At 69.9% G+C, this 23,875-nt stretch carries 20 protein-coding genes and 1 pseudogene; 13 read left to right on the top strand and 8 right to left on the bottom strand.

Annotated elements, in window-relative coordinates; genetic code table 11:
• Position 1 precedes the first annotated feature (1 nt).
• A complete protein-coding gene (gene solA / locus BCL67_RS12530) occupies positions 2 to 1,165 on the top strand; it encodes an N-methyl-L-tryptophan oxidase (RefSeq protein WP_106123760.1) in 1,164 nt (387 codons plus the stop codon).
• A pseudogene (locus BCL67_RS12525) lies at positions 1,162 to 2,091 on the top strand (aldo/keto reductase). Before solA ends, BCL67_RS12525 begins: the two are co-directional and overlap by 4 nt.
• Positions 2,092 to 2,140: 49 nt before the next feature.
• On the opposite strand, the gene BCL67_RS12520 reads toward BCL67_RS12525, so the two are convergent.
• Positions 2,141 to 2,773 (bottom strand): YitT family protein, encoded by a 633-nt coding sequence (locus BCL67_RS12520; protein ID WP_106123759.1) that lies wholly within the window; start codon positions 2,771 to 2,773, stop codon positions 2,141 to 2,143.
• A 170-nt stretch (positions 2,774 to 2,943) separates the two neighbouring features.
• Between BCL67_RS12520 and BCL67_RS12515 the strand changes: the two genes are divergently transcribed.
• Positions 2,944 to 3,465 (top strand): polyketide cyclase, encoded by a 522-nt coding sequence (locus tag BCL67_RS12515; RefSeq protein ID WP_258175049.1) that lies wholly within the window; start codon positions 2,944 to 2,946, stop codon positions 3,463 to 3,465.
• A gap of 11 nt (positions 3,466 to 3,476) precedes the next feature.
• Entirely contained in the window at positions 3,477 to 3,959 is a 483-nt protein-coding gene (locus BCL67_RS12510; protein ID WP_106123797.1) for a (deoxy)nucleoside triphosphate pyrophosphohydrolase, read from the top strand.
• Between the two features lie 216 nt (positions 3,960 to 4,175).
• Here the strand turns inward: BCL67_RS12510 and BCL67_RS12505 are convergent, their stop codons facing one another.
• Genes BCL67_RS12505 through BCL67_RS12485 form a run of 5 tightly spaced genes read right to left on the bottom strand, consistent with a single transcriptional unit; the run spans position 4,176 to position 9,254 of the window.
• Positions 4,176 to 5,183 carry a lysylphosphatidylglycerol synthase transmembrane domain-containing protein gene (locus BCL67_RS12505; RefSeq protein ID WP_106123758.1) on the bottom strand — a complete coding sequence of 336 codons (1,008 nt, stop codon included), beginning with the start codon at positions 5,181 to 5,183 and terminating at the stop codon, positions 4,176 to 4,178.
• A gap of 12 nt (positions 5,184 to 5,195) precedes the next feature.
• Positions 5,196 to 6,125 (bottom strand): class I SAM-dependent methyltransferase, encoded by a 930-nt coding sequence (locus BCL67_RS12500; protein WP_106123757.1) that lies wholly within the window; start codon positions 6,123 to 6,125, stop codon positions 5,196 to 5,198.
• A complete protein-coding gene (locus BCL67_RS12495; RefSeq protein ID WP_106123756.1) occupies positions 6,080 to 7,132 on the bottom strand; it encodes a glycosyltransferase family 4 protein in 1,053 nt (350 codons plus the stop codon). The genes BCL67_RS12500 and BCL67_RS12495 overlap by 46 nt, the downstream gene beginning before the upstream one ends.
• Positions 7,132 to 7,974 (bottom strand): CDP-alcohol phosphatidyltransferase family protein, encoded by an 843-nt coding sequence (locus BCL67_RS12490; protein ID WP_106123755.1) that lies wholly within the window; start codon positions 7,972 to 7,974, stop codon positions 7,132 to 7,134. Before BCL67_RS12490 ends, BCL67_RS12495 begins: the two co-directional genes overlap by 1 nt.
• Positions 7,975 to 8,021: 47 nt before the next feature.
• Complete coding sequence (locus BCL67_RS12485) at positions 8,022 to 9,254, bottom strand: ROK family protein (protein ID WP_106123754.1); 1,233 nt, start codon at positions 9,252 to 9,254, stop codon at positions 8,022 to 8,024.
• A 125-nt stretch (positions 9,255 to 9,379) separates the two neighbouring features.
• On the opposite strand from BCL67_RS12485, the gene BCL67_RS12480 reads away from it, so the two are divergent.
• From BCL67_RS12480 to pheT, 7 genes are all read left to right on the top strand, one after another.
• Positions 9,380 to 10,642 carry an ABC transporter substrate-binding protein gene (locus BCL67_RS12480; RefSeq protein WP_106123796.1) on the top strand — a complete coding sequence of 421 codons (1,263 nt, stop codon included), beginning with the start codon at positions 9,380 to 9,382 and terminating at the stop codon, positions 10,640 to 10,642.
• A 16-nt stretch (positions 10,643 to 10,658) separates the two neighbouring features.
• Positions 10,659 to 11,609 (top strand): carbohydrate ABC transporter permease, encoded by a 951-nt coding sequence (locus tag BCL67_RS12475; RefSeq protein ID WP_106123753.1) that lies wholly within the window; start codon positions 10,659 to 10,661, stop codon positions 11,607 to 11,609.
• Positions 11,609 to 12,529 (top strand): carbohydrate ABC transporter permease, encoded by a 921-nt coding sequence (locus BCL67_RS12470; RefSeq protein WP_106123752.1) that lies wholly within the window; start codon positions 11,609 to 11,611, stop codon positions 12,527 to 12,529. Before BCL67_RS12475 ends, BCL67_RS12470 begins: the two co-directional genes overlap by 1 nt.
• 80 nt (positions 12,530 to 12,609) lie before the next feature.
• Positions 12,610 to 14,361, top strand: coding sequence for a glycoside hydrolase family 13 protein (locus BCL67_RS12465; RefSeq protein ID WP_374955650.1), 1,752 nt, complete (start codon positions 12,610 to 12,612; stop codon positions 14,359 to 14,361).
• Positions 14,362 to 14,484: 123 nt separating this feature from the next.
• Positions 14,485 to 15,525 carry a hypothetical protein gene (locus BCL67_RS12460; RefSeq protein ID WP_258175047.1) on the top strand — a complete coding sequence of 347 codons (1,041 nt, stop codon included), beginning with the start codon at positions 14,485 to 14,487 and terminating at the stop codon, positions 15,523 to 15,525.
• 50 nt (positions 15,526 to 15,575) lie between these two features.
• Entirely contained in the window at positions 15,576 to 16,625 is a 1,050-nt protein-coding gene (gene pheS, locus BCL67_RS12455; protein ID WP_106123750.1) for a phenylalanine--tRNA ligase subunit alpha, read from the top strand.
• Positions 16,626 to 16,628: 3 nt separating this feature from the next.
• Positions 16,629 to 19,181, top strand: a complete 2,553-nt coding sequence (gene pheT / locus BCL67_RS12450) for a phenylalanine--tRNA ligase subunit beta (protein WP_106123749.1) — start codon at positions 16,629 to 16,631, stop codon at positions 19,179 to 19,181.
• A gap of 103 nt (positions 19,182 to 19,284) precedes the next feature.
• Here the strand turns inward: pheT and BCL67_RS12445 are convergent, their stop codons facing one another.
• Both BCL67_RS12445 and BCL67_RS12440 read right to left on the bottom strand, forming a co-directional pair.
• Positions 19,285 to 20,496, bottom strand: coding sequence for an N-acetylglucosamine-6-phosphate deacetylase (locus tag BCL67_RS12445; RefSeq protein WP_258175045.1), 1,212 nt, complete (start codon positions 20,494 to 20,496; stop codon positions 19,285 to 19,287).
• Between the two features lie 35 nt (positions 20,497 to 20,531).
• Positions 20,532 to 21,539 (bottom strand): quinone oxidoreductase family protein, encoded by a 1,008-nt coding sequence (locus BCL67_RS12440; RefSeq protein WP_106123748.1) that lies wholly within the window; start codon positions 21,537 to 21,539, stop codon positions 20,532 to 20,534.
• 103 nt (positions 21,540 to 21,642) lie between these two features.
• Here BCL67_RS12440 and argC point away from each other — a divergent pair, with 103 nt between their 5' ends.
• Both argC and argJ read left to right on the top strand, forming a co-directional pair.
• Positions 21,643 to 22,674 (top strand): N-acetyl-gamma-glutamyl-phosphate reductase, encoded by a 1,032-nt coding sequence (argC, locus tag BCL67_RS12435; RefSeq protein WP_106123747.1) that lies wholly within the window; start codon positions 21,643 to 21,645, stop codon positions 22,672 to 22,674.
• The gene (gene argJ, locus BCL67_RS12430; RefSeq protein ID WP_106123746.1) at positions 22,671 to 23,870 is read left to right on the top strand and encodes a bifunctional glutamate N-acetyltransferase/amino-acid acetyltransferase ArgJ; all 1,200 of its coding nucleotides are present in this window, start codon (positions 22,671 to 22,673) and stop codon (positions 23,868 to 23,870) included. Before argC ends, argJ begins: the two co-directional genes overlap by 4 nt.
• Positions 23,871 to 23,875: the final 5 nt, after the last annotated feature.

Genomic DNA, 23,875 nt, shown 5'->3' with positions numbered 1-23,875 from the left:
CATGCCGGGATCGCAACCCTATGACGTGATCGTGATCGGACTGGGGTCGATGGGCGGCGCCGCGGCGAACGCGCTCGCCGAACGCGGAGCCCGAGTCCTGGGGCTGGAGACCTATCAGCCCGGACACGACCGGGGCTCCGCCCACGGCGGGACCCGGATCATCCGCCAGTCCTACTTCGAGGACTCCGCCTACGTGCCGCTGCTCTTCAGCTCCTACGCCGGGTTCCGCAAGCTGGAGCAGGAATCCGGACGCGACCTGATGCAGCTCTGCGGCGGCATCTACATCGGGCACCCGGAGTCCAAGACCTTCGCCGGCTCCCATGCCGCAGCCCTGGAGCACGGGCTTGAGCATGAGGTGCTCACCGCCGCGCAGATCCGCGAACGCTTCCCGACCATGGACCCGCGCGATGACGCGATGGGCCTCTATGAGGCCAATGCCGGCTACGTGCGGCCTGAGGAGACGGTGCGCGCCAACGTCGAGGTCGCCGCGCGCAAGGGCGCCGAGCTGCACTTCGACGAGCCGGTGCTCTACTGGTCCGCCGAGGGTGAGGGCGTCACCGTGCGCACCGCCCTCGGGAACTACCGGGCCTCGCGACTGGTGATCACCCCCGGCGCCTGGGCGCCTGAGCTGCTCGCCGGGATGCGGCTTCCGCTGAGCGTGGAGCGGATGGTCTTCCACTGGTTCACCCCGGACTTCGACGCGACACCCCAACCGGCCTGGAGCGAGGAGCAGCATCCGATCTACGTGGAGCAGACGGGTGAGAACCTGCAGATCTACGGGTTCCCGATGACCGACGGACCGGAGGGAGGCTTCAAGCTCGGCTTCTTCCGCGAAGGCATCCCGACCACCGCGAACACCATCGACCGCAGCATCTACCCGGCGGAGAACGTGCGCATGCAGGCCCGCGCGCGGGAGCTCTTCCCGCACCTCAGCGGGGAGGTGGTCCAGGCCAAGACCTGCCTGTACACGGTGACCCCGGATGAGCACTTCATCATCGGGCTGCACCCGGAGCACCCGCAGGTCTCGGTGGCCTGCGGCTTCTCCGGCCACGGCTTCAAGTTCGTGCCGGTGGTCGGGGAGATCCTGGCGGATCTGGCGCTGACCGGAGAAACCGCGCACCCCATCGAGCTCTTCGACCCGCAGCGCAGTAGTCTGCAGGGATGAGGACCATCGAGCTGCCCGCCGCCGAACTCTCCGCCTCCCAGCTGGTGCTGGGCCTGATGCGGATCCACGACAAGACCGACCAGCAGATCCGCGAGCTCTACGACCGGGCCCGGGCTGCGGGAGTCGACTTCTTCGACCACGCCGACATCTACGGCAGCTCCGCGCACCAGTGCGAGCGGCGCTTCGCCGAGGCGCTGAAGCTCAGCAGCGCCGAACGCGAGGAGGTGCTGATCCAGTCCAAGGTCGGCATCGTCAGGGACGGCCCGTACTACGACTTCTCCTATGCGCACATCATCACCGAGGTGGAGGAGTCGCTGCGCTCGCTGCAGACCGATCACCTCGACATCCTGCTGCTGCACCGGCCCGATCCGCTGGTCGAGCCCGCCGAGGTCGCCCGCGCCTTCGACGAGCTCCAGGCCGCGGGGAAGGTGCGCCACTTCGGTGTCTCCAACCACACGGTGGGGCAGATCGAGCTGCTGCGCACGGCGGTGACCCAGCCGCTGGTGGTCAACCAGATGCAGCTCTCCCTGGTCCACGCACCGATCCTCACCGAGGGCGCCCAGGCGAACACCCTGGGTCAGACCCAGACCGTCAGCCCGGCCGGTGCGGACATCGTCGAATACTGCCGACGGCACGCGATCACGCTCCAGGCCTGGTCCCCGTACCAGTCGCCGAGCGGGGTCTTCCTGGACAATCCCGACTACCCCGAGCTCAACGCGGTGCTGGCCCGGCTGGCCGGGCAGCATGGGGTGACCCCGACCGGGATCGCCACCGCCTGGCTGACTCGTCACCCCGCCGACATCCAGGTGGTGCTCGGCACCACCTAGGGCAGCCGGGTCGAAGAGGCCGCCGCCGGATCCGAGGTCAGGCTCTCGCGCAGCGAGTGGTACGAGCTGCTGCGCGCAGCCGGGCACCGGCTCCCCTGAGACCAGGACCGGGTGCGGCGTCGCGAGCAGGCGCCGCAGTGGGGACCGCTCAGGCCCGGTAGCGTCCGGGGCGGTGGTTCAGCGCCAGCACCAGGTTCAGCAGCACTGCACCGAGCGCGGAGTACAGCACGTTCAGCGGGTCGACGACGGTCAGCGCCAGCAGGATCACCACCACGTCCAGGCTCATCTGCACGTAGCCGGCGCGCAGCCCCAGCCGCTCCTGCGCCACCAGGGCCACGATGTTGAACCCGCCCAGGCTCGCGCCGTGGCGGAAGATCGCGAGCAGGCCCATGCCGATCAGGATGTTGCCCGCCGGGACCCCGTAGAGCGGGTTGAGCTCGGGCAGCGACAGCATCGGTCCATGCAGCAGCGCATAGCCGGAGACGATCGCCACCGCCGCCACGGTCTTCAGCGTGAAGGTCCAGCCCTTCTTCCAGATGGCCAGCGCGAAGAAGGGCACGTTCACCAGCAGGAACAGCCAGGAGAAGTTCAGCGGGCTGGCGTAGGTCAGCAGCAGCGCGAGCCCGGCGGTGCCTCCGGTCACGGCCTCGGACTGCTGGAGCACGTAGAGGCCCAGCGAGGCGAGGAAGGTGCCGATGAGCACGCCGAAGACATCCTCCGCGGGCGTGTGCGGGATGGTTCTGTCCTCTGGCCAGGGAGGAACGTTCTGGGATCCGGACATGAGCGTCAGCCTATAGCTGGTCAACCACGGATCTGCGCGGAAGAACGGTCTGAGTGAGCACTGTCACGGCCGTCATCTTCATTCGGGTCGGATTCATGTGTAGACGCCGCCCAGCACCGGCGGCGTAAGCTGAGGCTCCAAGACTTCAACGGCGAATCGAGGACGGTTCCATGGATCCTGCGACACCCGCGCATGCGGCCCAGTACGGCGAGAACGGCGCGGAGGATCTCTCCTACGACCCCGAGTTCTGCGGACGTGTGGTGTGCGCGCGCGAGGTCATCAAGGCGCTGCCGGTGGTGGTCTTCGAGTTCCTGGCCGATCCCGCGCTGCAGGCCGAGTTCGACGGCAACGACAACCTCGCCAAGGCCGAGCCGGGTCAGCGGGTGCACGGCGTCGGCGACGTCTTCCGGATGGAGCTCACGAACGGCCAGGTGCGAGAGAACCACGTGGTGGAGTTCTCCGAAGGCCAGCTCATCGCCTGGAAGCCCTCCGAGATCGGCAAGGCACCCAGCGGTCACCTGTGGCGCTGGTCCCTGGCTGCCACCGAGGACGGCGACACCGAGGTCACCCACACCTACGACTGGTCACAGCTCCATGATGAGTCACGGCTCCGGCGGGCGAAGGCCACCAGCTCCGAGATGCTGGCGCAATCTGTTGCGCGCCTGAAGACCGTGGTGGAGACCTCCGCCTAAGCTTGGGCTCCATGGAGAGCCAGACCACCACGCAGCGCACCGGGACCGCGGAGAAGTTCACCAAGACCGTCGTCGCCGCCGCCCTGCTGCGCCAGCGCCCCGGTCACGACGTGGAGCTCTTCATCGCGCGCCGAACCTCTCCGGAATCCGTCGCCGGCATGTGGGAGTTCCCGGGCGGCAAGCTCGAGCCCGGGGAGTCGCTGCACGAGGGGCTCCACCGCGAACTCAGCGAGGAGCTCGGCGTCGAGGTGGCGCTGTACGCGGAGGTCATCGGTGACGGACCGGGCGGCTATGTCGCCGAGGCCGGCTGGTGGCTGAAGGAGACGACGGCGATGCGACTCTTCCGCGGCGAGATCCTCGACGGCGAGCCGTTCCCGCTGCAGGATCATGATCGCGTGGACTGGGTCCCGGTCACCGCACGGCTGCTGGACTATCCATGGATCCCGGCAGATCGGCCCATCGTGGAGCAGCTGCTTCGCGACAGCTCCAGGTGACGGGAGACTTCTGAGCCGCGACCATTGCATGGCCGGAGACCAGGGTCTGAGCTGGGACTGCGCGGGGAGATGCGCGCAGAAGCAGTGAGGAGGGCTTCTGCGCGCATCGCGCTTCCCATCGCGCAAAGCTATTAGAACACCTATTCTAGGGACCCGCAAGCGTCCAGGGTTCGGGATCGAATATGTGTTCTACTGGATTTTTCTGTGAGGAATCTATCAGAACGCAGGTTCGATGGGATCGCGCGGGCCGCGGCTCTCCCCGGGGTCCCGTCCGGTGTTCCGCCCGCTCTGCCGGCCGTCGGCCTGGCCGTCGCGCTGCGCTCTGACCTGACGTGCGCGTTCCAGCCGGGGCAGCACCCGCAGCGCCAGGATGACGGCACCGGGAAGCGTGGAGGCCAGTGCCAGCAGGCCGTAGCTGATCGAGGCGGTCACTCCGAGGTGCGGGGCGAATCCGGCCAGCGAGAATGCCCAGGCGGCCGCCGCCTCGCGGGGTCCCCAGCCGCCGAATCCCAGCGGAACCGACATGCCGGCGATCGCGACGGCGGCGAGTCCGGGTGCCCAGGCCAGCGGGATCTCCGGCGTCACCGCGAGGATCGTGAGCGCGAACAGCGCGGCGAAGGCCGCCCACCCGGTGGCGGAGAGCAGCACCACCTGGATGACGTCACCGCGGGAGAGCGGCTTCAGCCAGCGCCAGGCCACGACGACGGCGGCGGTCGCCACGCCCAGGGCGGCCAGTCCGGCCAGCGGCGCGAGCACCAGCAGGGTCAGTCCGGCGGCGACGAACGCCACGGCGGTGCCCATCAGTCGTTCCGCGGCCATGGCCGCGAAGGCGCGGCGCAGCGCGCTGCCGCTGGCCTCGACCTTGGCGTCGCTGCTGTCATCGGCGGCGCGCAGCGCGTCACCGGCCAGGCCCCCGGGGAGCACGCCGTTGAGGAAGGCGGCCTGCCAGCAGCGTGCGACGGCGGGGCCGACGCCGATGCTGATCCGGTGGTGTCGGGCGATCACGCGCCAGCGCAGCGCCTGGGTGAGCACCCCGACGCCGCCGAGCACCGCTGCGGCAGGGAGGATCCAGATCGGAAGCAGCCTGAACGCGTCCATGAACGGATTCATGCCCCACTGGGAGGCGAGGAAGCCGAAGATGCCCAGGGTGATCGCGACCTGCAGGCCGGCGAAGAGCAGGGTGTGTCCCCTTCGGGAGGTCTGGCTGCGCTGGTCGAGGCTCATCGCGTCACCGGGTCAGGTGCCTGGCAGGCTCAGCAGATCGAGGTGGCCGACGCTCACGCGCAGCTCGTCCTGGGCCAGCTGCGCCTCGCGCGCTGAGACCCAGTCTTCAGCCACGCCTGCCAGCGACGGATCGTGTTCCACGGCCACATCGGCGCGGTCGCGGAGATACCGCTGGATGAGCGCCGCCTCGGCGGAGTCCAGCTCCCAGTCGGTCGCCGCGATGGAGACCTCGGCGCCGCGGTCACGCAGCAGCTTCGCGACGGCGTGCGCCGCGTCGGGCCCCAGCAGTCCATCACGGCGCTGGTGGGCGTCGAAGGCCTCGGTGATGAGGGCGTCGTCGGGGTGGCTGGGGGTGATCGTGACCTGTCCGGTCACGGTGAGGCTGAGCAGCGCCGTGACGTTCGCGCCGGCGGCGGGTCCGGCGATGGAGTCCGCGAGCACCTCGGCCTCGTGCGGGCTGAGCAGGTCCAGCAGGGCCGAGCAGGTCACCAGCTGGACCTCCTCGCCGCGGGTCAGACCCGGGAGGTCCTCGATGGTGCCCACCACGCGGGTGGTCTGACCCGTCCCGGCGGCGGAGGGATCCTCTGCGGCGACCTCGAGCAGGTCCGCGTCATGGTCCAGCAGGGTCCAGCGCTGCGCGACGTCCAGGCGCGGGGCCAGCCAGGCCTGGTTGGAGCCGGTGCCGGCGCCGACGTCGATGACGTGCACCGAGGTCGCGGCCGCGCCCTCGTCGGTCACGGCGCGTTCGGTCTCTGCGGCGTCGGAGGCCTGGGCTTCGGCGGGAAGCAGCTCCTGCAGCCGCGTGGTCAGCGTCTCGATCAGCGGGGTCGCCTTCTCTCGGGCCTGGTGGTCGGCGCGACGCCGCTGACCCAGCCAGTCCGCGGGCACCGGCCGCGTCACCATTCGATCGCCGTTCTGAGATCCTGCGCTGCGTGTGACCATGTCCGAAGTCTAGCCCGGTGAGCCTGCGCCGCGCCGCGCCATTGTTGCCGCATCGACGCATTGCTGAGGAACTCCTGCAGCCGGGCTGACCAGGCGCGGGGATCGTGGGGATCCAGTGCGTCTCCCGGTGTCGGCAGCCCCGCCCGGGAGCCTTCGGCGTCGCCGCACAGGGCGTCCTGCGCGCCGGTCCCGGCGCCGACCAGTGCGGGGATCCCGCGGGCGAGCGCCTCGGTGACCACCATCCCGTAGGTCTCGGCCAGGGAGGGCAGCACCAGCAGGTCCGTCTCGCTCCACAGGGTCTCCAGCTGCTCTCCGCCCACGGCGCCGACAACCGTGGCACGACCCTCGGGGAGCGCCTCCGCGGCGGCGCGGACCTGCGCCGCGTAGCCGGGATCCTGCCCCTCAGGTCCGGCGATCACGCCGGTCCACGGCAGCTCGGTGAGTCCGCCCAGGGCCTGCAGCAGCCCCAGTGGGTTCTTCCGCGGGGTCACCGCCCCGAGGAAGAGCAGCCGCGGCGCAGCGCTCCCCGCCGCCAGCGCGGCCGCGTCGACCCCGGGCTCCGCCACCGCGACCGCGTCGAGTCCATAGCGTGCCTGCAGATCATCGCGCGCCCAGCTGCTGGTGCACACGATCGTGTGTGCGGCGTGCACTGCGGCGCGCTCGCTGCCGGCCAGCCGCTGCCGCTCCTCGGGGCTCAGTCCCGATTCGGCGGGCAGCGGCAGATGGATCAGCAGCGCGATCTCGGTGCCTGCAGCGGCGGCGCGGGCGAGCTCCTCCGGGGCGGCGGAGCCGATGATGCCGTCGATCAGCACCGTCCCGTGCTGCGGCAGCCGCTGCGCGAGAGCCTGGCGATCGGCGGGGGACGGGTTCGGCCACCCTCCGGGGACGGCCACCTCCTCGACGTCGAGCCCGCTCGCCCGCCATTGCGCGAGCACCCGCTGGTTATAGGTGAGTCCGCCGCTGGGTCCCGGGAGGTCCGCCGGCACGATGAACGCGTGCTGCGCCATCAGCGCCGTCCCTCGCGCTGCGCGGAGCGTTCCAGGTGGATCGCGTCCCGAGTGAAGGAGATGATCAGCAGGGTCAGGGCGATCGCGGTGATCGCCGCGGCGAAGGGGACGGGGGTGAGCGGCAGCATCGCCACCCACAGCACCGAGGCCTGGATCGCTGCCACGGTCCGCCGGAACAGGCTGTAGCCCAGCTCCCCGCGCAGCGGCGGTCGGATCCGGGCGGCGGCCACATAGAGGTAGCGCATCGCTCCGATCCCGACCACCCACCAGCCCACGGTGACCGCCGCGATGAGCGAGACCACCAGCAGGGCCGCGGCATCGGCCTCCATGTCGAGGCGGGCCCCGGAGGCGCTGGAGCTGTGCGTGCGCCGGGCCACCGCGCCGTCGACCGCATCGAGCAGCAGCGCGACTCCGATCACGACGGCCAGCGCCCAGCTGCGAGCCGGGATCGCCTCGGCGAGGATCAGCACCGCGGCGGCAGTGAGCCCCCCGATTAGGCCCACCCGCAGCAGCGTGATCCGGTCGGCGGTGGTCACCGCGCGGGGGCGCCGGCGCAGCAGCGAGACCGCGGCGACGCAGGGGGCGATGAGCGCCGCAAGGACCGCTCCGAGTCCGACGATCGGGTCGGGCGCGTACCTGAGGGCCAGCAGCAGCGCCACGACGAACGGAGCCAGGACCAGGACGACGACGTCCCAGGTCACTCCGGTGCTGCCGGTCACGGGCCGCTGGTCTGCGGGTGCCCGGTGTTCAGGTGTCTGGTGGTCGGGCGTCTGGTGTCCGGATCTCGCGTCCTCGGGCGAGGAGTCCCCGTGCTGAATGGGGCTGCGCCCTGTCGTGTCCATGGCAGATAATCTAGCCGGGATCCGCACCCCGGGCAGGGCCTCCGGGTTCAGGCCGCTGGGCCGGGGTGCAGCGCCTGATCCTTGATCCGGTCCACCGCGAGCCGGATCGCGCCGCGCCGCACGGCGTGCGCCCCCAGCGTCGAGGCCTCGATCTGCAGCCAGGGGGCGTAGAGATGCTGGGCGAGCTTCTCCTTGGCGCGCGCGGCCACATCGGTCAGCGCCGGAGCGATCGCTCCGGAGACCAGGATCCGATCCAGATCCAGCAGGCCGGCGAGCACCACGCAGATCCGCGCCAGCCGGTCTGCGAGCTGATCCATGATCTCCAGCGCCAGCTGGTCTCCTGCATCCGCTGCGGCGAAGACGTCTTCGCTGGTCACCTCCTCCGCCGTGACCTGGCCCAGCGCACCGGAGTGTCCCGGGGTCCGGCTCAGCGCCTCCCGGGCGAGGTGACGCGCCCACCAGCCCAGACCGTTGGCGGATTCGACCCCTTGGACCAGATCCAACATGCCGAGCTCGCCGATGCCCCCACGGGCCTGGTGCAGCAGGCGTCCATCCATCACGAGTCCGGCGCCCAGGCGCTCGCCGGAGAGGATCACGGCGAAGGAGTCATCCGGACCGCTGGACTGCAGGTCCAGCTCGGCGAGCGCGGCGAGATTGGCGTCGTTGTCCACCGCGCAGTCCCAGCCGTGCTCAGCGCCCAGGGTGATCAGCTCGGGGTTCATCAGGCTCCAGAAGGCGTTGAGCCCCTTGGGGGAGCGTCCGTCGGAGTCCACCGGCGCGGGCACCGCGATCACCAGGCACGCCACATCGGCATGGGTGAGCCCGGCCTGGCCCAGGGCGGCATCGACCGTGTCCAGGACGGTGCGTCGTCGTTCTGCCGCCGGCTGCAGCGGAGCGTCGGATCCCTGCGGGTTCGACGGCCGGGTGGCACAGCCGACCTCGACGCCGCGCAGGTTCGCCACGGCCGCGGTGACCTGGTGCAGCCCGGCGTCGACGCCGATCACGTGGCAGGCGTCCTCGCGGAAGGCATAGCGCAGCGCAGGGCGGCCCTTGGTGTACTGACCGGCCTGTCGGGAGTTCTCCGAGACCTCGAGCCAGCCCTGCTCGGTGAGGTCCCGACACAGCGTCAGGATCGTGGCGCGGGTCAGGCCGGTGGCATGCATCAGCTCGGTGGCGGTGCTGGGTTCGCGGCCCCACATGCAGCTCAGCACGCGCTGCGCGTTGAGCTGCCGGATCAGCTGCGAGGAACCGGCCGGCGCCGGAGAACGCGTCTGACTCATAGGTGGCCTGCTTCCGATCGGGGGTCGCCAGAAAATCTCCACACATTATTGCATCGCTTATATTAAGCCTCTATATTTAATCGGGACATCAAGTTTTAGTGTTCTACATCACAGAAGGGGGCCCGGTGAGCTACGCTCCACCCACACCCTCGCGACGAGCCTTCCTCGGCGGACTGGCGGGCGTGGCCCTGGCCGCCGGACTCAGCGGCTGCGGCACCGGCCGGGGCGCCCAAGAGGTCTCGTTCCACCAGTCGAAGCCCGAGGCGATCCCGTACTTCGGGGACCTGGTGCGGGACTTCAACCAGCAGGCCTCGGGGGTGCGGGCGGTCCACGACACCTCCTCCGGACTCTCGGCAGGCTTCGCCCGGGGCAACCCGCCAGACCTGGGCTGCCTGAACTACAACTACGAGATCGTCCGCTTCCAGGAGCGCGGCGCCTTCTCCGATCTCGCTGACCTCGCGGAAGAGGCGCGCATCGCGCCGAGCATCCAGGACCTGATCGACCAGTACCCGACCTACCCGGGGCGCACCAGCGTGATCCCGTATTCGATGATGGCCGCCGCGGTGCTCTACAACGAAGAGATCTTCGCCGAGCACGACCTGTCGATCCCGACCACCTACTCTGAGTTCCTCGAGGTGTGCAGCACGCTCGAGGACGCCGGGGTCACCCCGATCTACTCCACCTACGCCGATCCCTGGACCGTGGCGCAGGGACTCGTCGACTACAGCGTGGGCGGCTCGGTCGACGTCGCGGCGTTCTTCGAGCAGCTGCGCGCCCAGGGCTCCGACGCCGGACCCGACGCGCCGGTCTCGTTCTCCCGCACCCTGCGCGAACCGCTGGAGCAGATGCTCGAGATCGCCGCCTTCTCCCAGCCCGGGGCGGCGAGCCGAGGCTACGGGGACGGCAACGTCGCCTTCGCCCGCGGCGAGGCCGCGATGTACCTGCAGGGCCCCTGGGCGCTGGGCGAGATCGCCACGCTCAACCCGGACGCGCAGATCGGGATCTTCCCGCTGCCGATGACCGAGGATCCCGAGGATCTGAAGGTCCGGGTGAACCTTGACCTCGCGCTCTGGGTGCCCGAGGCGTCCAACGCCCAGGAACCCGCGCGGGACCTGCTGCGCTATCTGATCACGCCGGAGATCGCCGACGCCTATAACCAGGACAACCTCGCCTTCGGAGTCCGCGAGGATGCGCCCGCCGTGGAGGACCCCCGGCTGCAGGACCTGCAGACCTTCGTCGACCGCGCCGCCTTCTACCAGGGAGTGTCCCAGGCCATTCCGCGCACCATCCCGTTCGAGAACTACGCCCAAGGCATGGTCACCGGTCAGAGTCTGGAAGCAACGCTGCGGACGCTGGACGAGGACTGGGCCCGACTGGCTCGACGATGAGAGACCGAGGCCTGACATGACCACCACCACCAAGCCCACCCGCAGGACGCCGCAGACCGCAGACGCCCCCGCCGGAAGGGACCCCGGGGCCCGACCGCCGGTGCGCCGCCGACCCCGCGCGGACCGGGTCTATCTCTGGTTCCTGCTGCCCACCCTGGTGCTGTTCACGCTGAGCATCACCATGCCGGCGGCGATGGGCATCTTCTACAGCTTCACCGACTCCGTGGGCTTCGGCGAGTTCGACTTCGTCGGCCTCAACAACTACCTGGTGATGTTCAGCGACCCGGCGATCCTCTCCTCCTACGGCTTCACGATCGGGGTCGCGCTGTGCACCGTGATCCTGGTCAACGTGATCGCCCTGACCCTGGCCATCGGGCTGACCGCCAAGATCCGGGCGAAGACGACGCTGCGCACAATCTTCGTGATGCCGATGGTGGTCTCCGGGATCATCATCGCCTTCGTCTTCCAGTTCATCTTCGCCAATACGGTGCCCGCCGCCGCCCAGGCGCTGCAGCTCGGGGTGCTGGAGGAGTCGATCCTCGCGGACCCTGATCTGGCCTGGATCTCCATCGTGCTGGTGACCGCCTGGCAGGCGGTTCCCCAGGCCATGCTGATCTACATCGCCGGACTGATGACGGTCCCGCGGGACGTCTACGAGGCCTCGGCCATCGACGGCGCCTCCGCCTGGAAGCAGCTGCGCAGCATCACCCTGCCGCTGATCTCCGGCTTCGTGCTGATCAATGTGATCATCGGGTTCAAAGACTTCCTGGGCACCTACGAGATCATCGTCGGCCTGACCGACGGCGGTCCGGGCACCTCCACCCGCTCCGTAGCGATGACGATCTTCTCCGGCTTCGACAACGGCGACTACGCCTATCAGATGGCGAACTCCACGATCTTCTTCCTGATCACGCTGACCATCGCACTCATCCAGCTGCGCCTGACCCGAGGAAACGCGAGAATCTGATGACTCTGCCCACCACCACCATCCCCGGCGGCGCCGCGAGCAGCATTCCGCGCCGCTCCTCGGACAACTCTCAGGGAGCCGGGCTGCCGACCTCGCGCCGCTCCGATCGGCACCGCTGGGGCACCACCTTGCTGCTCATCCTCGGCGCGCTCACCGTGATCCTGCCCTTCTACGTCACCATCTCGATGGCCTTCAAGACCGGAGAGCAGGCCGTCGAGGGGGAGGCGTTCGCATGGCCTGCCCCGTTCAGCGTCGAGGGCTTCACCACCGCCTGGGCGCTGACCGACTTCCCCCGGGCGTTCACCATCTCGATCCTGATCACCCTGGCCACCGTGATCGGCACGATCTTGCTCAGCGCGATGGCCTCCTACGCGATCTCGCGGAACTGGGAGAAGAAGGCCTACCGCTGGGCGTTCTACTACCTGCTGGCCGCGATGTTCCTGCCGTTCCCGGTGCTCGCGCTCAGCCAGGTCAAGCTCACCGGCATGGTCGAGCTGGCGAACCCGCTGGGGGTCGCGCTGCTGCACATCATGTTCCAGATCTCCTTCAGCACGCTGCTGTTCACCGCGTTCCTGCGCTCGCTGCCCGCCGAGCTGGAGGAGTCCGCCCGGATGGACGGCGCCTCCACCGCAGGAGCGTTCTGGCGGATCGTCTTCCCGCTGATGGCGCCGAGGAGCGCCACCGTGGGGATCTTCGCCTTCCTGAAGTCCTGGAACGACTTCATGATGCCCTCGCTGATCATCGCGGACCCGACGCTGCAGACGCTGCCGGTGATCCAGGAGATCTTCCAGACCCAGTTCAGCAACAACTACCACGTCTCCTTCGCCTCCTATCTGATGGCGATGGCGCCGGCGATCATCGCCTACGTGATCTCCCAGCGCTGGGTGCTCTCCGGACTCACCCAGGGCGCCGTCAAATGACCCGCTCGGACCTGGATCCAGGCTCCGATGTACACCCGCACCATGAGCCTCACCCGACACACCGAAAGGACGAGAACCCCTTGTCATTCACCTCCACCGCAGAAGCCCCGAGCACGACCAGCGGACTGGGCGCCGACCCGCACTGGTGGCGCCAGGCCGCGGTCTATCAGATCTACCCGCGCTCCTTCGCCGACGCCGACGGCAACGGCATCGGCGACCTGCGCGGCATCACCTCCCGGGTCGGCTACCTGCAGGACCTCGGGGTCGACGCCGTCTGGCTCAGCCCCTTCTACCCCTCGGCACTGGCCGACGGCGGCTACGACGTGGACGACTACCGCGACGTCGACCCCAAGATCGGCACCCTGGAGGACTTCGACGCCATGGTCGCCGCGCTGCACCGGGCCGGGATCCGGCTGATCGTGGACATCGTGCCCAACCACACCTCGGACCGGCACGAATGGTTCCACGAGGCGCTGCGCTCGCCGAAGGGCTCAGCAGCCCGGGAGCGCTACATCTTCCGCGACGGTGAAGGGGACGCCGGAGAGCTCCCGCCGTCGGACTGGACCTCGATCTTCGGCGGACCCGCCTGGACCCGGATCACCGAGCCCGACGGCACACCGGGGCAGTGGTTCCTGCACAGCTTCGCCAAGGAACAGCCCGACCTGAACTGGCACAACCGCGAGGTCCACGAGGACTTCCTGCAGACCGTGCGCTTCTGGTCCGACCGGGGCGTGGACGGGTTTCGGGTCGACGTCGCGCACGGACTGGCCAAGGACCTGCCGGCGAACCTGCCCAGTCAGGCCGAGCTGGACGCCATCCCGAAGGACGGCGCACACCCGCTCTGGGACCGCGATGAGGTCCACGAGATCTACCGCGAATGGCGCGGGGTCTTCAACGAATACGATCCGCCGAAGATCGGCGTGGCCGAGGCGTGGGTGGATTCGGCCCGCCGGCCCACGTATGCCTCCGCCGAGGGACTCGGCCAGGCGTTCAACTTCGACCTGCTCGAAGCCAACTTCGACGCCGCCCAGTTCCGCGAGACCGTGACCTTCAACCTGGATCTGGCGGCGACGTCCGGGTCCTCCAGCACCTGGGTGCTCTCGAACCACGACGTGGTCCGCCACGCCACCCGCTACGGGCTCCCACCCAAGGCCGACGGCGAGGACAAGGCCGGCACCCACTGGCTGCTCACCGCCGGGACCACCCCTGAGCTGCAGGCCGAGGCCGGGCTGCGCCGGGCGCGCGCCGCCTCGCTGTTCGAACTGGCCCTGCCCGGCAGCGCCTACCTCTATCAGGGCGAGGAGCTCGGTCTGCATGAGGTCGCGGAGATCCCCGACGCGGACCGGCAGGATCCGACGTTCTTCCGCAGCCCAGGGTTCAGCGTCGGCCGCGACGGCTGCCGGGTCCCGCTGCCCTGGTCCAGCGCAGGGGAGACCTTCGGGTTCGGCGCGGGCGAGGCTCATCTGCCGCAGCCCGAGTGGTTCTCCCGCTACAGCGTGCAGGCCCAGGACGCTGCCGAGGACTCGACCCTGAACCTCTACCGGCGCGCGCTGCAACTGCGCCGCGAGCTGCAGGGGGCCGACACCCTGGAGTGGATCGAGCTACCCGGTGCCGGTGGTCCCGGTCCCGGTGATCTCGGTTCCGAGGGGACCGGCGCTGACGGGTCCGCTTCCGAGGTGCTGGCCTTCCGCCGACCCGGAGGATGGCTCTGCGTGACCAACTTCAGCGAGCAGGCCGTCCCGCTGCCCGCCGGCGAGGTGCTGGTGAGCTCGCAGCCGCTGAGTGCGGAGGTGCTGCCGGGGGAGACCACCGTCTGGCTGCGCGAGCACTGACGCTTCCAGGGGGTCGCAGCTGAGCTGACCGACCCCCTGGAACGCCTTCCTCGCGGGCACAGGGCTGTCTGCGGACCGGAACCGATGCAAGGGTCATTCTCATTCACCGGTAGCGTGAAACGCATGGACATCTCCGCCCCGACCTCCCACACCCTGCGCCCGGGGCTCATGCTCAGCGCCATGCTGCTTGCCGTGACCCTGACCGCCTGCGGCTCGAGCAGCGCCGCCCCGGAGGACGCCTCCGCCGATCAGTCCAGCGGTGACGCGGCGGACGACGCCGACGGCGACGAGGCGGCAGGCGGTGATGACTCGGCAGAAGCCGGAGACTCCGAAGAACCTGACGAAGCCGAAGAACCTGAGGCCGAGCCCGCGGAGCTTCCCGGCGGGGGCGACACGCTGTTCCCTGACCGGCGCTTCCTCGCCGCATACGGCGCCCCGGGCATCCCGGCGCTCGGGGTCCTGGGTGAGGGCGAGCCTCAGGACGCCGTCGATCGGGTGAAGTTCTACGCCGAGCAGTATCAGGAGCACTCGCAGGAGCCGGTCCAGCCGGCCTTCGAGATCATCACCTCCATCGCGATCACCGAGCCGGGCCTCGACGGCAACTACACCAATGCTCTGGACCCCGAGGTCATCGAGCCCTGGGTGGACCTTGCTGCGGAGGAGGACATCTACGTGGTGCTGGACCTGCAGCCGGGCCACGCCAGCTTCCTGGAACAGGCCCAGCTCTACGAAGACTTCCTGGTTCAGCCCCACGTCGGTCTCGCCCTGGACCCTGAATGGCGGCTCGGCGAGGGACAGCGGCACATGGAGCAGATCGGGTCGGTCAGCGCCGCAGAGATCAACGAGGTCTCCGACTGGCTCGCCGGACTCACCGAAGAGCACGAGCTCCAGCAGAAGCTGCTGGTGCTGCACCAGTTCCAGCTCGCCATGATCTCGGACCGCGAGGACATCGACACCTCCCACGAGGAGCTGGCGATCCTGCTCCACGCCGACGGCCACGGAACACCTGCGATGAAGACCGAGACTTACGAGACCCTGCAGCAGGAGCTCAGCGAGGACATCTGGCTCGGCTGGAAGAACTTCTACGACGAGGACTCGCCGACCTTCACCTCGGAGCAGACCTTCCAGGTCGACCCCAAACCGTGGTTCGTCTCCTACCAATGACCCGCATAAACTGACCGGGATTGTTTCCACCCACCTGACCCGGGAGCAGAATGTCCACGCCCGAAACACCGCATCCGCTGGATGAGTCCGCCATCGACCATGCTGTGCAGCAGGCCGTCGACGCCTTCGCCGCAGCCCGCGACCTCGAGGAGCTCAAGGCCGCCCGGCTGGCGCACACCGGAGACAAGGCACCGCTCGTGCTGGCCAACCGGCAGATCGGGTCGCTGGACAAGACCGAGAAGGCCGCTGCCGGCAAGCTGCTCGGCGGCGCTCGCGGGAAGATGCAGAAGGCCCTTGCGGCGCGCACCACGGTGCTCGAGGTCGAGCACGCGGAGCGGATCCTGGTGGAGGAGACCGTCGACGTCACCGCAGCCCACCGCCGTCGTCCGCTCGGTGCCCGGCACCCGCTCTCGGTGCTGCAGGAGCGGGTCTCCGACGTCTTCATCGCCATGGGCTGGGAGATCGCCGAAGGCCCCGAGGTGGAATCCGAGTGGTTCAACTTCGACGCGCTGAACATCGCCCCGGACCATCCCTCCCGGGAGATGCAGGACACCTTCTTCGTGGAGCCCCCCGAGGCTCACCTGGTGCTGCGCACCCACACCTCCCCGGTGCAGATCCGGTCGCTGCTCACCCGCGAGCTGCCCGTGTACGTGCTCTGCCCGGGCAAGACGTTCCGCACCGACGAGCTCGACGCCACGCACACCCCGGTGTTCCACCAGTTCGAGGGTCTCGCCGTGGACAAGGGCCTCACCATGGCCGATCTGAAGGGCACCCTGGAGCACTTCGCCCGGCAGATGTTCGGCCCCGACGCCGCCATCCGGCTGCGCCCCAGCTACTTCCCCTTCACCGAGCCCTCCGCGGAGCTCGACGTCTGGCACGCCCAGGCCAAGGGCGGCCCGCGCTGGGTCGAATGGGGCGGCTGCGGCATGATGAACCCCGCCGTGCTGCGCGCCGCCGGCGTGGACCCGGAGGAGTACACCGGCTTCGCGTTCGGCATGGGCATCGAACGCACCCTGATGTTCCGCAACGGGGTCCCCGACATGCGCGACATGATCGAAGGCGACATCCGCTTCAGCCAGCACTTCGGAATGGAGGTCTGAGACATGCGCATTCCGCTCTCTTGGATTCGTGAATACACCCAGTTCCCCGCCGAGGGCACCGCTGAGGACCTGATGGCCGAGCTGGTCAAGGTCGGCCTCGAAGAGGAGGACGTGCACCGTCCCACCGACTCGCTCAGCGGCCCGATCGTCGTCGGCGAGGTGCTGGAGAAGCTCCCCGAGCCCCAGTCCAACGGCAAGACCATCAACTGGTGCCAGGTCCGAGTGGTGCCCGAGGGCACCGCCCAGACCCTGACCCACGAGGGGATCGACCCTTCAGGCGTCCAGGGCATCGTCTGCGGCGCGCACAACTTCGAGGTCGGGGACAAGGTCGTGGTCACCCTCCCGGGTGCCGTGCTGCCCGGTGACTTCCGGATCGCCGCGCGCAAGACCTACGGCCACGTCTCCGCCGGCATGATCGCCTCGGTGCGCGAGCTCGGCATCGGCGAGGACCACGACGGGATCCTGGTGCTCTCCACCCTCGGGCTCGACCCGGAGCCCGGCACCGACGCCATGGAGCTGCTGGGCCTCTACGACTCCGCCGCAGAGCTCAACGTGACCCCCGACCGCGGCTACGCGTTCTCGCTGCGCGGGATCGCCCGCGAGTACTCCCACGCCACCGGCACCCCGTTCACCGACCCGGCCGCCGAGATCAAGACTGCCCAGGACGACGACGCCGCCCGGCCCGGTCACGAGGTGACGCTCACCGACGACACACCCATCTATGGGGTCCAGGGCTGCAGCCGGTTCGTCACGCACAAGGTCACCGGGATCAACCCGGCGGCGCCCACCCCGCCGTGGATGGCCGCCCGGCTGCGCCTGGCCGGGATGCGCTCGATCAGCATCGCGGTGGACGTCTCGAACTATGTGATGCTCGAACTGGGACAGCCCAACCACTGCTACGACGCGGCCAAGCTCGACGGCGGCATCGAGGTCCGCCGCGCGACGGCCGGCGAGAAGCTCACCACCCTGGACGAGAAGGTGCGCACGCTGAACCCTGAGGACCTGGTGATCGCGGATCAGTCCGGCCCCATCGGGATCGCCGGGGTGATGGGCGGAGCCCGCACCGAGGTGGACTCCACCACCTCCACGGTCATCGTCGAAGCCGCGCACTTCGACCCGATCAGCATCAGCCGCAGCAAGCGCCGGCACAAGCTGCCCTCCGAGGCGTCCAAGCGCTTCGAGCGCGGCGTGGACCCGCTGCTGCCCCCGCTCGCCGCACAGCGCGTGGTGGACCTGCTCGTCGAGCTCGCCGGCGGCACCGACTCGGGTGACGTCACCGACGCGGGAGCTCCCGTGCTGCCGGAGCCGATCCGGCTGGAGCGCACGCTGCCGGAGAAGCTCACCGGGGTGGCCTACACCCAGGAGCAGATCCGCTCCACGCTGGAAGCCATCGGCGCCGAGCTGCACGAAGATGGGGAGCACCTGCTGGTCACCCCGCCCAGCTGGCGCCCGGACCTGACCATCCCCGCCGCCCTGGTCGAGGAGATCGCCCGACTCGTCGGCTACGACCAGATCCCCTCCCGGCTTCCGGTGCCACCGGCCGGCCGCGGCCTCACCGCATCCCAGCAGCGCCGCCGCAGCGTCTACGCCGGCATGGCCGCCGCCGGCTTCACCGAGGTGCTCAGCTACCCGTTCTACTCCGAGGCCGCCAACACCCGCTTCGGGCAGGCCGAGGACACCGGCAAGCCCATGCCGATGCTGCGCCTGGCCAACCCGATCGCCAGCCAGCACCCGGCGCTGCGCACCACGGTGCTTCCCGGGCTGCTCGAGGCGCTGCGCCGCAACGTCTCCCGCGGGTTCATTGACGTCGCGCTCTTCGAGGCCGGCTCGGTCTTCCACCCGAAGTCCCCGCTCGGTTCGCCGAGCATCCCGGATCTCGGCGTCTACCCCGGCGAGGAGGTGCTGGCAGGGCTCGACGCCGGCATCCCAGATCAGCCGCTGCACATCGCGGCCGCGCTCAGCGGCGCCGAGGCGGCCGAGCTGCCCGGGGTTCCCGGGCGCCGTCGTGACTGGGCAGACGCGGTGGACGCGGCGCAGAAGGTCGCCGACCTGCTGCGCGTGGAGCTCGAGGTGGTCCAGGGCCGGCATCAGGCCTTCCACCCCGGGCGCACCGCCGAGCTGCGGTTCAACGGGGAGCGAGTCGGTCACGCCGGCGAGCTGCACCCGAAGGTCATCGAGGAGCTGGACCTGCCGGCGCGCACCGCGGTGATGGAGCTGGATCTCTCGGCGCTCATCCACGGCGCCCCGGAACAGATCAGCGCCGAGCCGATCTCGACCTTCCCGCCGACCACCCAGGACGTCTCGCTGATCGTCGCGGCCGATCTTCCCGCCGCCGCGCTGCAGGCCACCCTGGTCGAGGGGGCTGGAGAGCTGCTCGAGAGCATCGAGCTCTTCGACGTGTACTCCGGCGAGCACATCGAGGCCGGGCAGAAGTCGCTGGCCTTCGCGCTTCGCTTCCGCGCCGAGGACCGCACGCTCACCGCGGAGGAGGCCTCCGAGGCCCGAGCCGGCGCCGTCGCCCTGGCGCAGCAGCGCCACGGAGCTGTGCAGCGGTGACAGCGCCGGTTTAACGGCCCTGCGCTGTCGATGCAGCGCTCAGGTGAGAGTGCAGCGGAAGCGCGCGCCTCACTCGTGAAGGCACCGATGATCCGGCAGACGCTCAGTCTGCCGGACCATCGGTCTGTGCGGCGCCCGCGGCCGGACCGTCGTCATTCGCTCCCTCGACCCACCGGCCGCGGTGCATGACCCGGCGCACCTGCCAGTCTGGATCCAGCAGCACCAGGTCGGCGCGTCCTCCGGGCAGCAGCCGGCCGACGTCGTCGAGCCCGATCATCTCCGCGGGGTTGGCGGTGGCGGCCCTCAGCGCCTGCGCCGGGTCGATGCCCGCGTCGAGGATGCTGCGCCGGACCGCCTCGGCCAGAGTCACCGCGGAGCCTGCGATCGCACCCAGCGTCCCGTCGGGCTCGACCAGCCGGGCGACGCCGTGTGCGACGTCGACCTCCAGGGCGCCCAGGGTGTAGCGGCCCTCCTGTGCGGCGGCGCCGGCCATCGCATCCGAGACCAGCACCAGCCGCCGCGCACCGCCCTGGCGGGTCGCGGTGTGCCAGATGTGGCGGACCATCTCCGGGTGCAGGTGCACCCCGTCATGGATCAGCTCCAGGAACGCGGCGGGGTCCTCCAGCAGCGCCAGCGCCGGACCCGGGTCGCGATGGTGCAGCCCCTTCATTCCATTGAACAGGTGGGTGGCCGCGCTGGCGCCGGCGGCCAGGGCCGCGCGGGTCTGTGCACCGTCGGCACCGGTGTGCCCGATCCCCACGGCCACTCCTGCGGCGCGCAGCCGGGCAGCGGCCTCGACGGCACCGGCGCGCTCCGGGGCGAGGGTGAGATAGCGCAGCAGCGAGGCCGCGGGGTGCGCAAGCACCGCGGAGACGGCCTCCGGGGTGGGGTCGCTGAGCAGGGAGGCGTCATGGGCGCCGCGATGGGCGGGGCTCAGCCACGGGCCCTCGAGGTGGATCCCGGCGAGCTCGCCCGCCTCCACCAGGGGTCGAAGCTGCTCGGCCTGGTCGAGCAGCGCAGGGATCGGCGCGCTGACCAGGGAGGCGAGCATGGTCGTGGTGCCGCGCCGGCGATGTGCCGCCAGCACGGTCCGGGAAGCATCTGCACCGTCGGTGAACGCCGCGCCACCTCCGCCGTGGGCGTGCACGTCGACGAATCCGGGGGCCAGGACCCCCTCGCTGAGGTGCAGATCCGGCGTCGTCGTCGGGCGGCCATGACCGGCCTGGAGGATGCGATCCCCGGCCAGGCGCAGCCAGTACGGGCCTATCGTCCCGTCCGGGGTCAGCGCGGAGTCGGCGACGAGCAGCTGGGTCACCGACGGCTCCTCGGACTCCGCATGCGGTGTGCCGCTCAGGGCTTCAGCAGCAGCTTGCCGGTGGTCCGGCGGTTCTCCAGGTCATCGTGGGCGCGGCCGGCCTCAGTGAGCGGGTAGCTGGCGCCGATGCTCAGCTTCAGCTCGCCGCTGGTCAGCGCGCTGAAGAGCTCGGCATAGCGCCAGCTGCGCTCCTCGGCGTTGCGCAGGTACCAGTGCGTGGCCGGACGGGTGACATAGAGTCCGCCGCGGCGGTTGAGCTCCTGGGGATCCAGCGCAGGCACCTGACCGGAGGCGCCGCCGTAGAGGACGAACATCCCGCGGATCGCCAGCGAGTCCAGGGACCCGAGGTAGGTGTCCTTGCCGACGCCGTCGAAGACCGCGGCGACGCCCTCGCCCTTGGTGATCTCACGGACCCGCTCGGCGAAGTTCTCATAGCCCAGCACGTAGTCCGCGCCGGCGGCCTGAGCGATCTGGGCCTTCTCCTCGGTGGAGCAGGTGGTGATCACCCGGGCGCCCTTGGCCTTGAGCAGCTGGGTCAGGATCTGACCCACCCCTCCGGCGCCGGCGTGGGTCAGCACGGTCTCCCCGGGGGAGACCCGGTAGGTGGAGTTGACCAGGTAGTGGGCGGTGATGCCCTGCAGCGGCAGAGCTGCCGCCTGCTCGTCGGTGACCTCGTCCGGGACGCCCACGGCCTTGCCGGCGTCGACGAGGAAGTGGGAGGCATAGGTGCCGGTCGAGGCTTCCAGGGTGGTGACGCGCTGACCGATGGACAGCGACTCCACGCCCTCGCCGGCGGCGATCACCCTCCCGGCGCCTTCGGTGCCGGGAGTGAAGGGGTATTCGACGGGGTACACGCCGCTGCGCTGGTAGGTCTCGATGAAGTTGACCCCGGTTGCGGCAGTCTCCACCAGCACCTGGTTCGGTCCAGGCTCAGGCAGTGACACCTGGGCCTCGACGAGCACCTCGGTCCCGCCTGCCTGCTCGGCATGCACCACTCGTGCTCTGTCGGGCAGATCCTCTGGGAAAACGCTCTGTTCATTCATGGCGGCAAGCGTACCCAACGCAGGCCCGGAGCGGCGAAGTCGGGGGGCCCGACTTATGCATAAATATTGGAGATGGCGCATATATCCGCCTAGACTGCTCCGCATGACCTATTCGATCGCTGTCTCCGGAGCCTCAGGCTATGCCGGGGGAGAAGTCCTGCGACTGCTGGCCGGCCACCCCGAGGTGGAGATCGGTGCAGTCACCGCCCACTCGAGCGCGGGGGAGCGGCTGGGGAGCGTGCAGCCGCACCTGCTCTCACTGGCGGACCGGGTGCTGGTCGACACCACGGCGGAGAACCTGGCCGGACACGACGTGGTCTTCCTGGCCCTGCCCCACGGCGCCTCCGCGGAGATCGCCGCCCAGCTGGGCGAGGACACCATCGTGATCGACGCCGCCGCAGACCACCGGCTGGAATCAGCCTCCGACTGGGAGAAGTTCTACGGCTCCGCGCACCAGGGCACCTGGCCCTACGGCCTGCCCGAGCTGCCCGGACAGCGGGCCAGGCTCGCCGAGGCCCGGCGCATCGCGGTGCCCGGCTGCTACCCGACCACCGTCATGCTCGGCCTCGCCCCGGGGCTGGCCGCCGGACTGCTCCAGCCCACCGACATCGTCATCGTCGCGGCCACCGGCACCTCAGGCGCAGGCAAGGCGCTCAAGCCCCATCTGCTCAGCGCCGAGGTCATCGGCGGGATGAGTCCCTACGGGGTCGGCGGAGTGCACCGGCACACCCCGGAGATCGAACAGGGACTCGGCCACGCGGCCGGGGTCCCGGTCCAGGTCTCCTTCACCCCCACCCTGGCTCCGATGCCCCGCGGCATCCTGGCCACCTCCACCGCGAAGATCACCCCCGGCACCACCGAGGCCCAGCTGCGCGCGGCCTACCGCGAGCACTACGACGGCGAAGCCTTCGTCCACCTGCTGCCCGAGGGCCAGTGGCCCGCCACCAAGCAGGTCGTGGGCTCCAACCACGTCACCGTGCAGCTGGTGATCGATGAGCACGCCGGACGCGCCGTCGTCATCTCGGCCGCCGACAACCTGACCAAGGGCACCGCCGGCGGCGCCGTGCAGTCCATGAACATCGCCCTGGGTCTCGAGGAGACCACCGGGCTCAACCTGCTGGGAGTCTCCCCATGAGTGTCACCGCCGCGACCGGATTCAGCGCCGCAGGCATCGCCGCCGGGCTGAAGTCCGCCGACGCCGAGGGCCACGCGCCGCGCGACGTCGCGCTGGTGCTCAACCACGGACCCGATAAGCACGCGGCCGCCGTGTTCACCACCAACCGGGTCGCCGCGGCCCCGGTGCTCTGGTCCCAGCAGGCGATCACCGACGGGCGCGCCGACGCCGTGGTGCTGAACTCCGGCGGCGCCAATGCCTGCACCGGAGCCCCGGGCTTCGCTGACACCCACCAGACCGCCGAGGTCGTGGCCGAGAAGCTGCAGGCCACCGGGGCGGACGTCTCCGCCGGTGACGTGCTGGTCTGCTCCACCGGGCTGATCGGGGTGCGCCTGGACATGCCCGCGCTGCTGACCGGGATCGACGCCGCCGTCGGGCAGCTGGAACCGGCCGAGACCGCCGGACATCGGGCGGCGCAGGCCATCATGACCACCGACTCGGTCATGAAGGTCTCGACCGCGACCGGTGCGGACTTCACCATCGGCGGGATGGCCAAGGGCGCCGGAATGCTCGCCCCCGGGATGGCCACAATGCTCTCGGTTCTCACCACCGACGCCGTGATCGCGCAGCCCGACCTCGACGCCGCGCTGCGCGAGGCCGTGCGGCTCAGCTTCAACCGCGCCGACTCCGACGGCTGCATGTCCACCAATGACACCGTGATCGCGATGGCCTCGGGTGCGCACCCGGAGGCCGACCCCTCCGGCGTGGACCTCTCCGAGTTCCAGGCAGCGCTGAACCAGGTGTGTCAGGACCTCGCGACCCAGCTGATCGCCGACGCCGAGGGCGCCCACCACGAGATCGCGATCTCCACGATCAACGCCGCCACCGAGGAACAGGCCGAGACCGCGGGCCGCTCCGTGGCCCGGTCCAACCTGTTCAAGACCGCGATCTTCGGACAGGACCCCAACTGGGGCCGGATCCTCTCCGCGGTCGGCACCACCGACGTCGACTTCGACCCCTCCACCATCGACGTCAGCGTCAACGGGGTGTGGATCTGCCGGGCCGGAGGCATCGGCGATGACCGAGACCTGGTGGACCTCAGCGGGCGCCACGTGAAGGTCGTCATCGACCTCAAGGCCGGCGCCGCCGAGGCCACGATCCTCACCAACGACCTGACCCATGACTACGTGCATGAGAACTCTGCCTACTCCAGCTGAAGAAG

The organism is Nesterenkonia sandarakina (assembly GCF_003003175.1).
Lineage (GTDB): Bacteria > Actinomycetota > Actinomycetes > Actinomycetales > Micrococcaceae > Nesterenkonia > Nesterenkonia sandarakina_A.
Note: the sequence above shows the minus strand (reverse complement) of the source record. Positions and strands in the feature narration are given on the sequence as shown.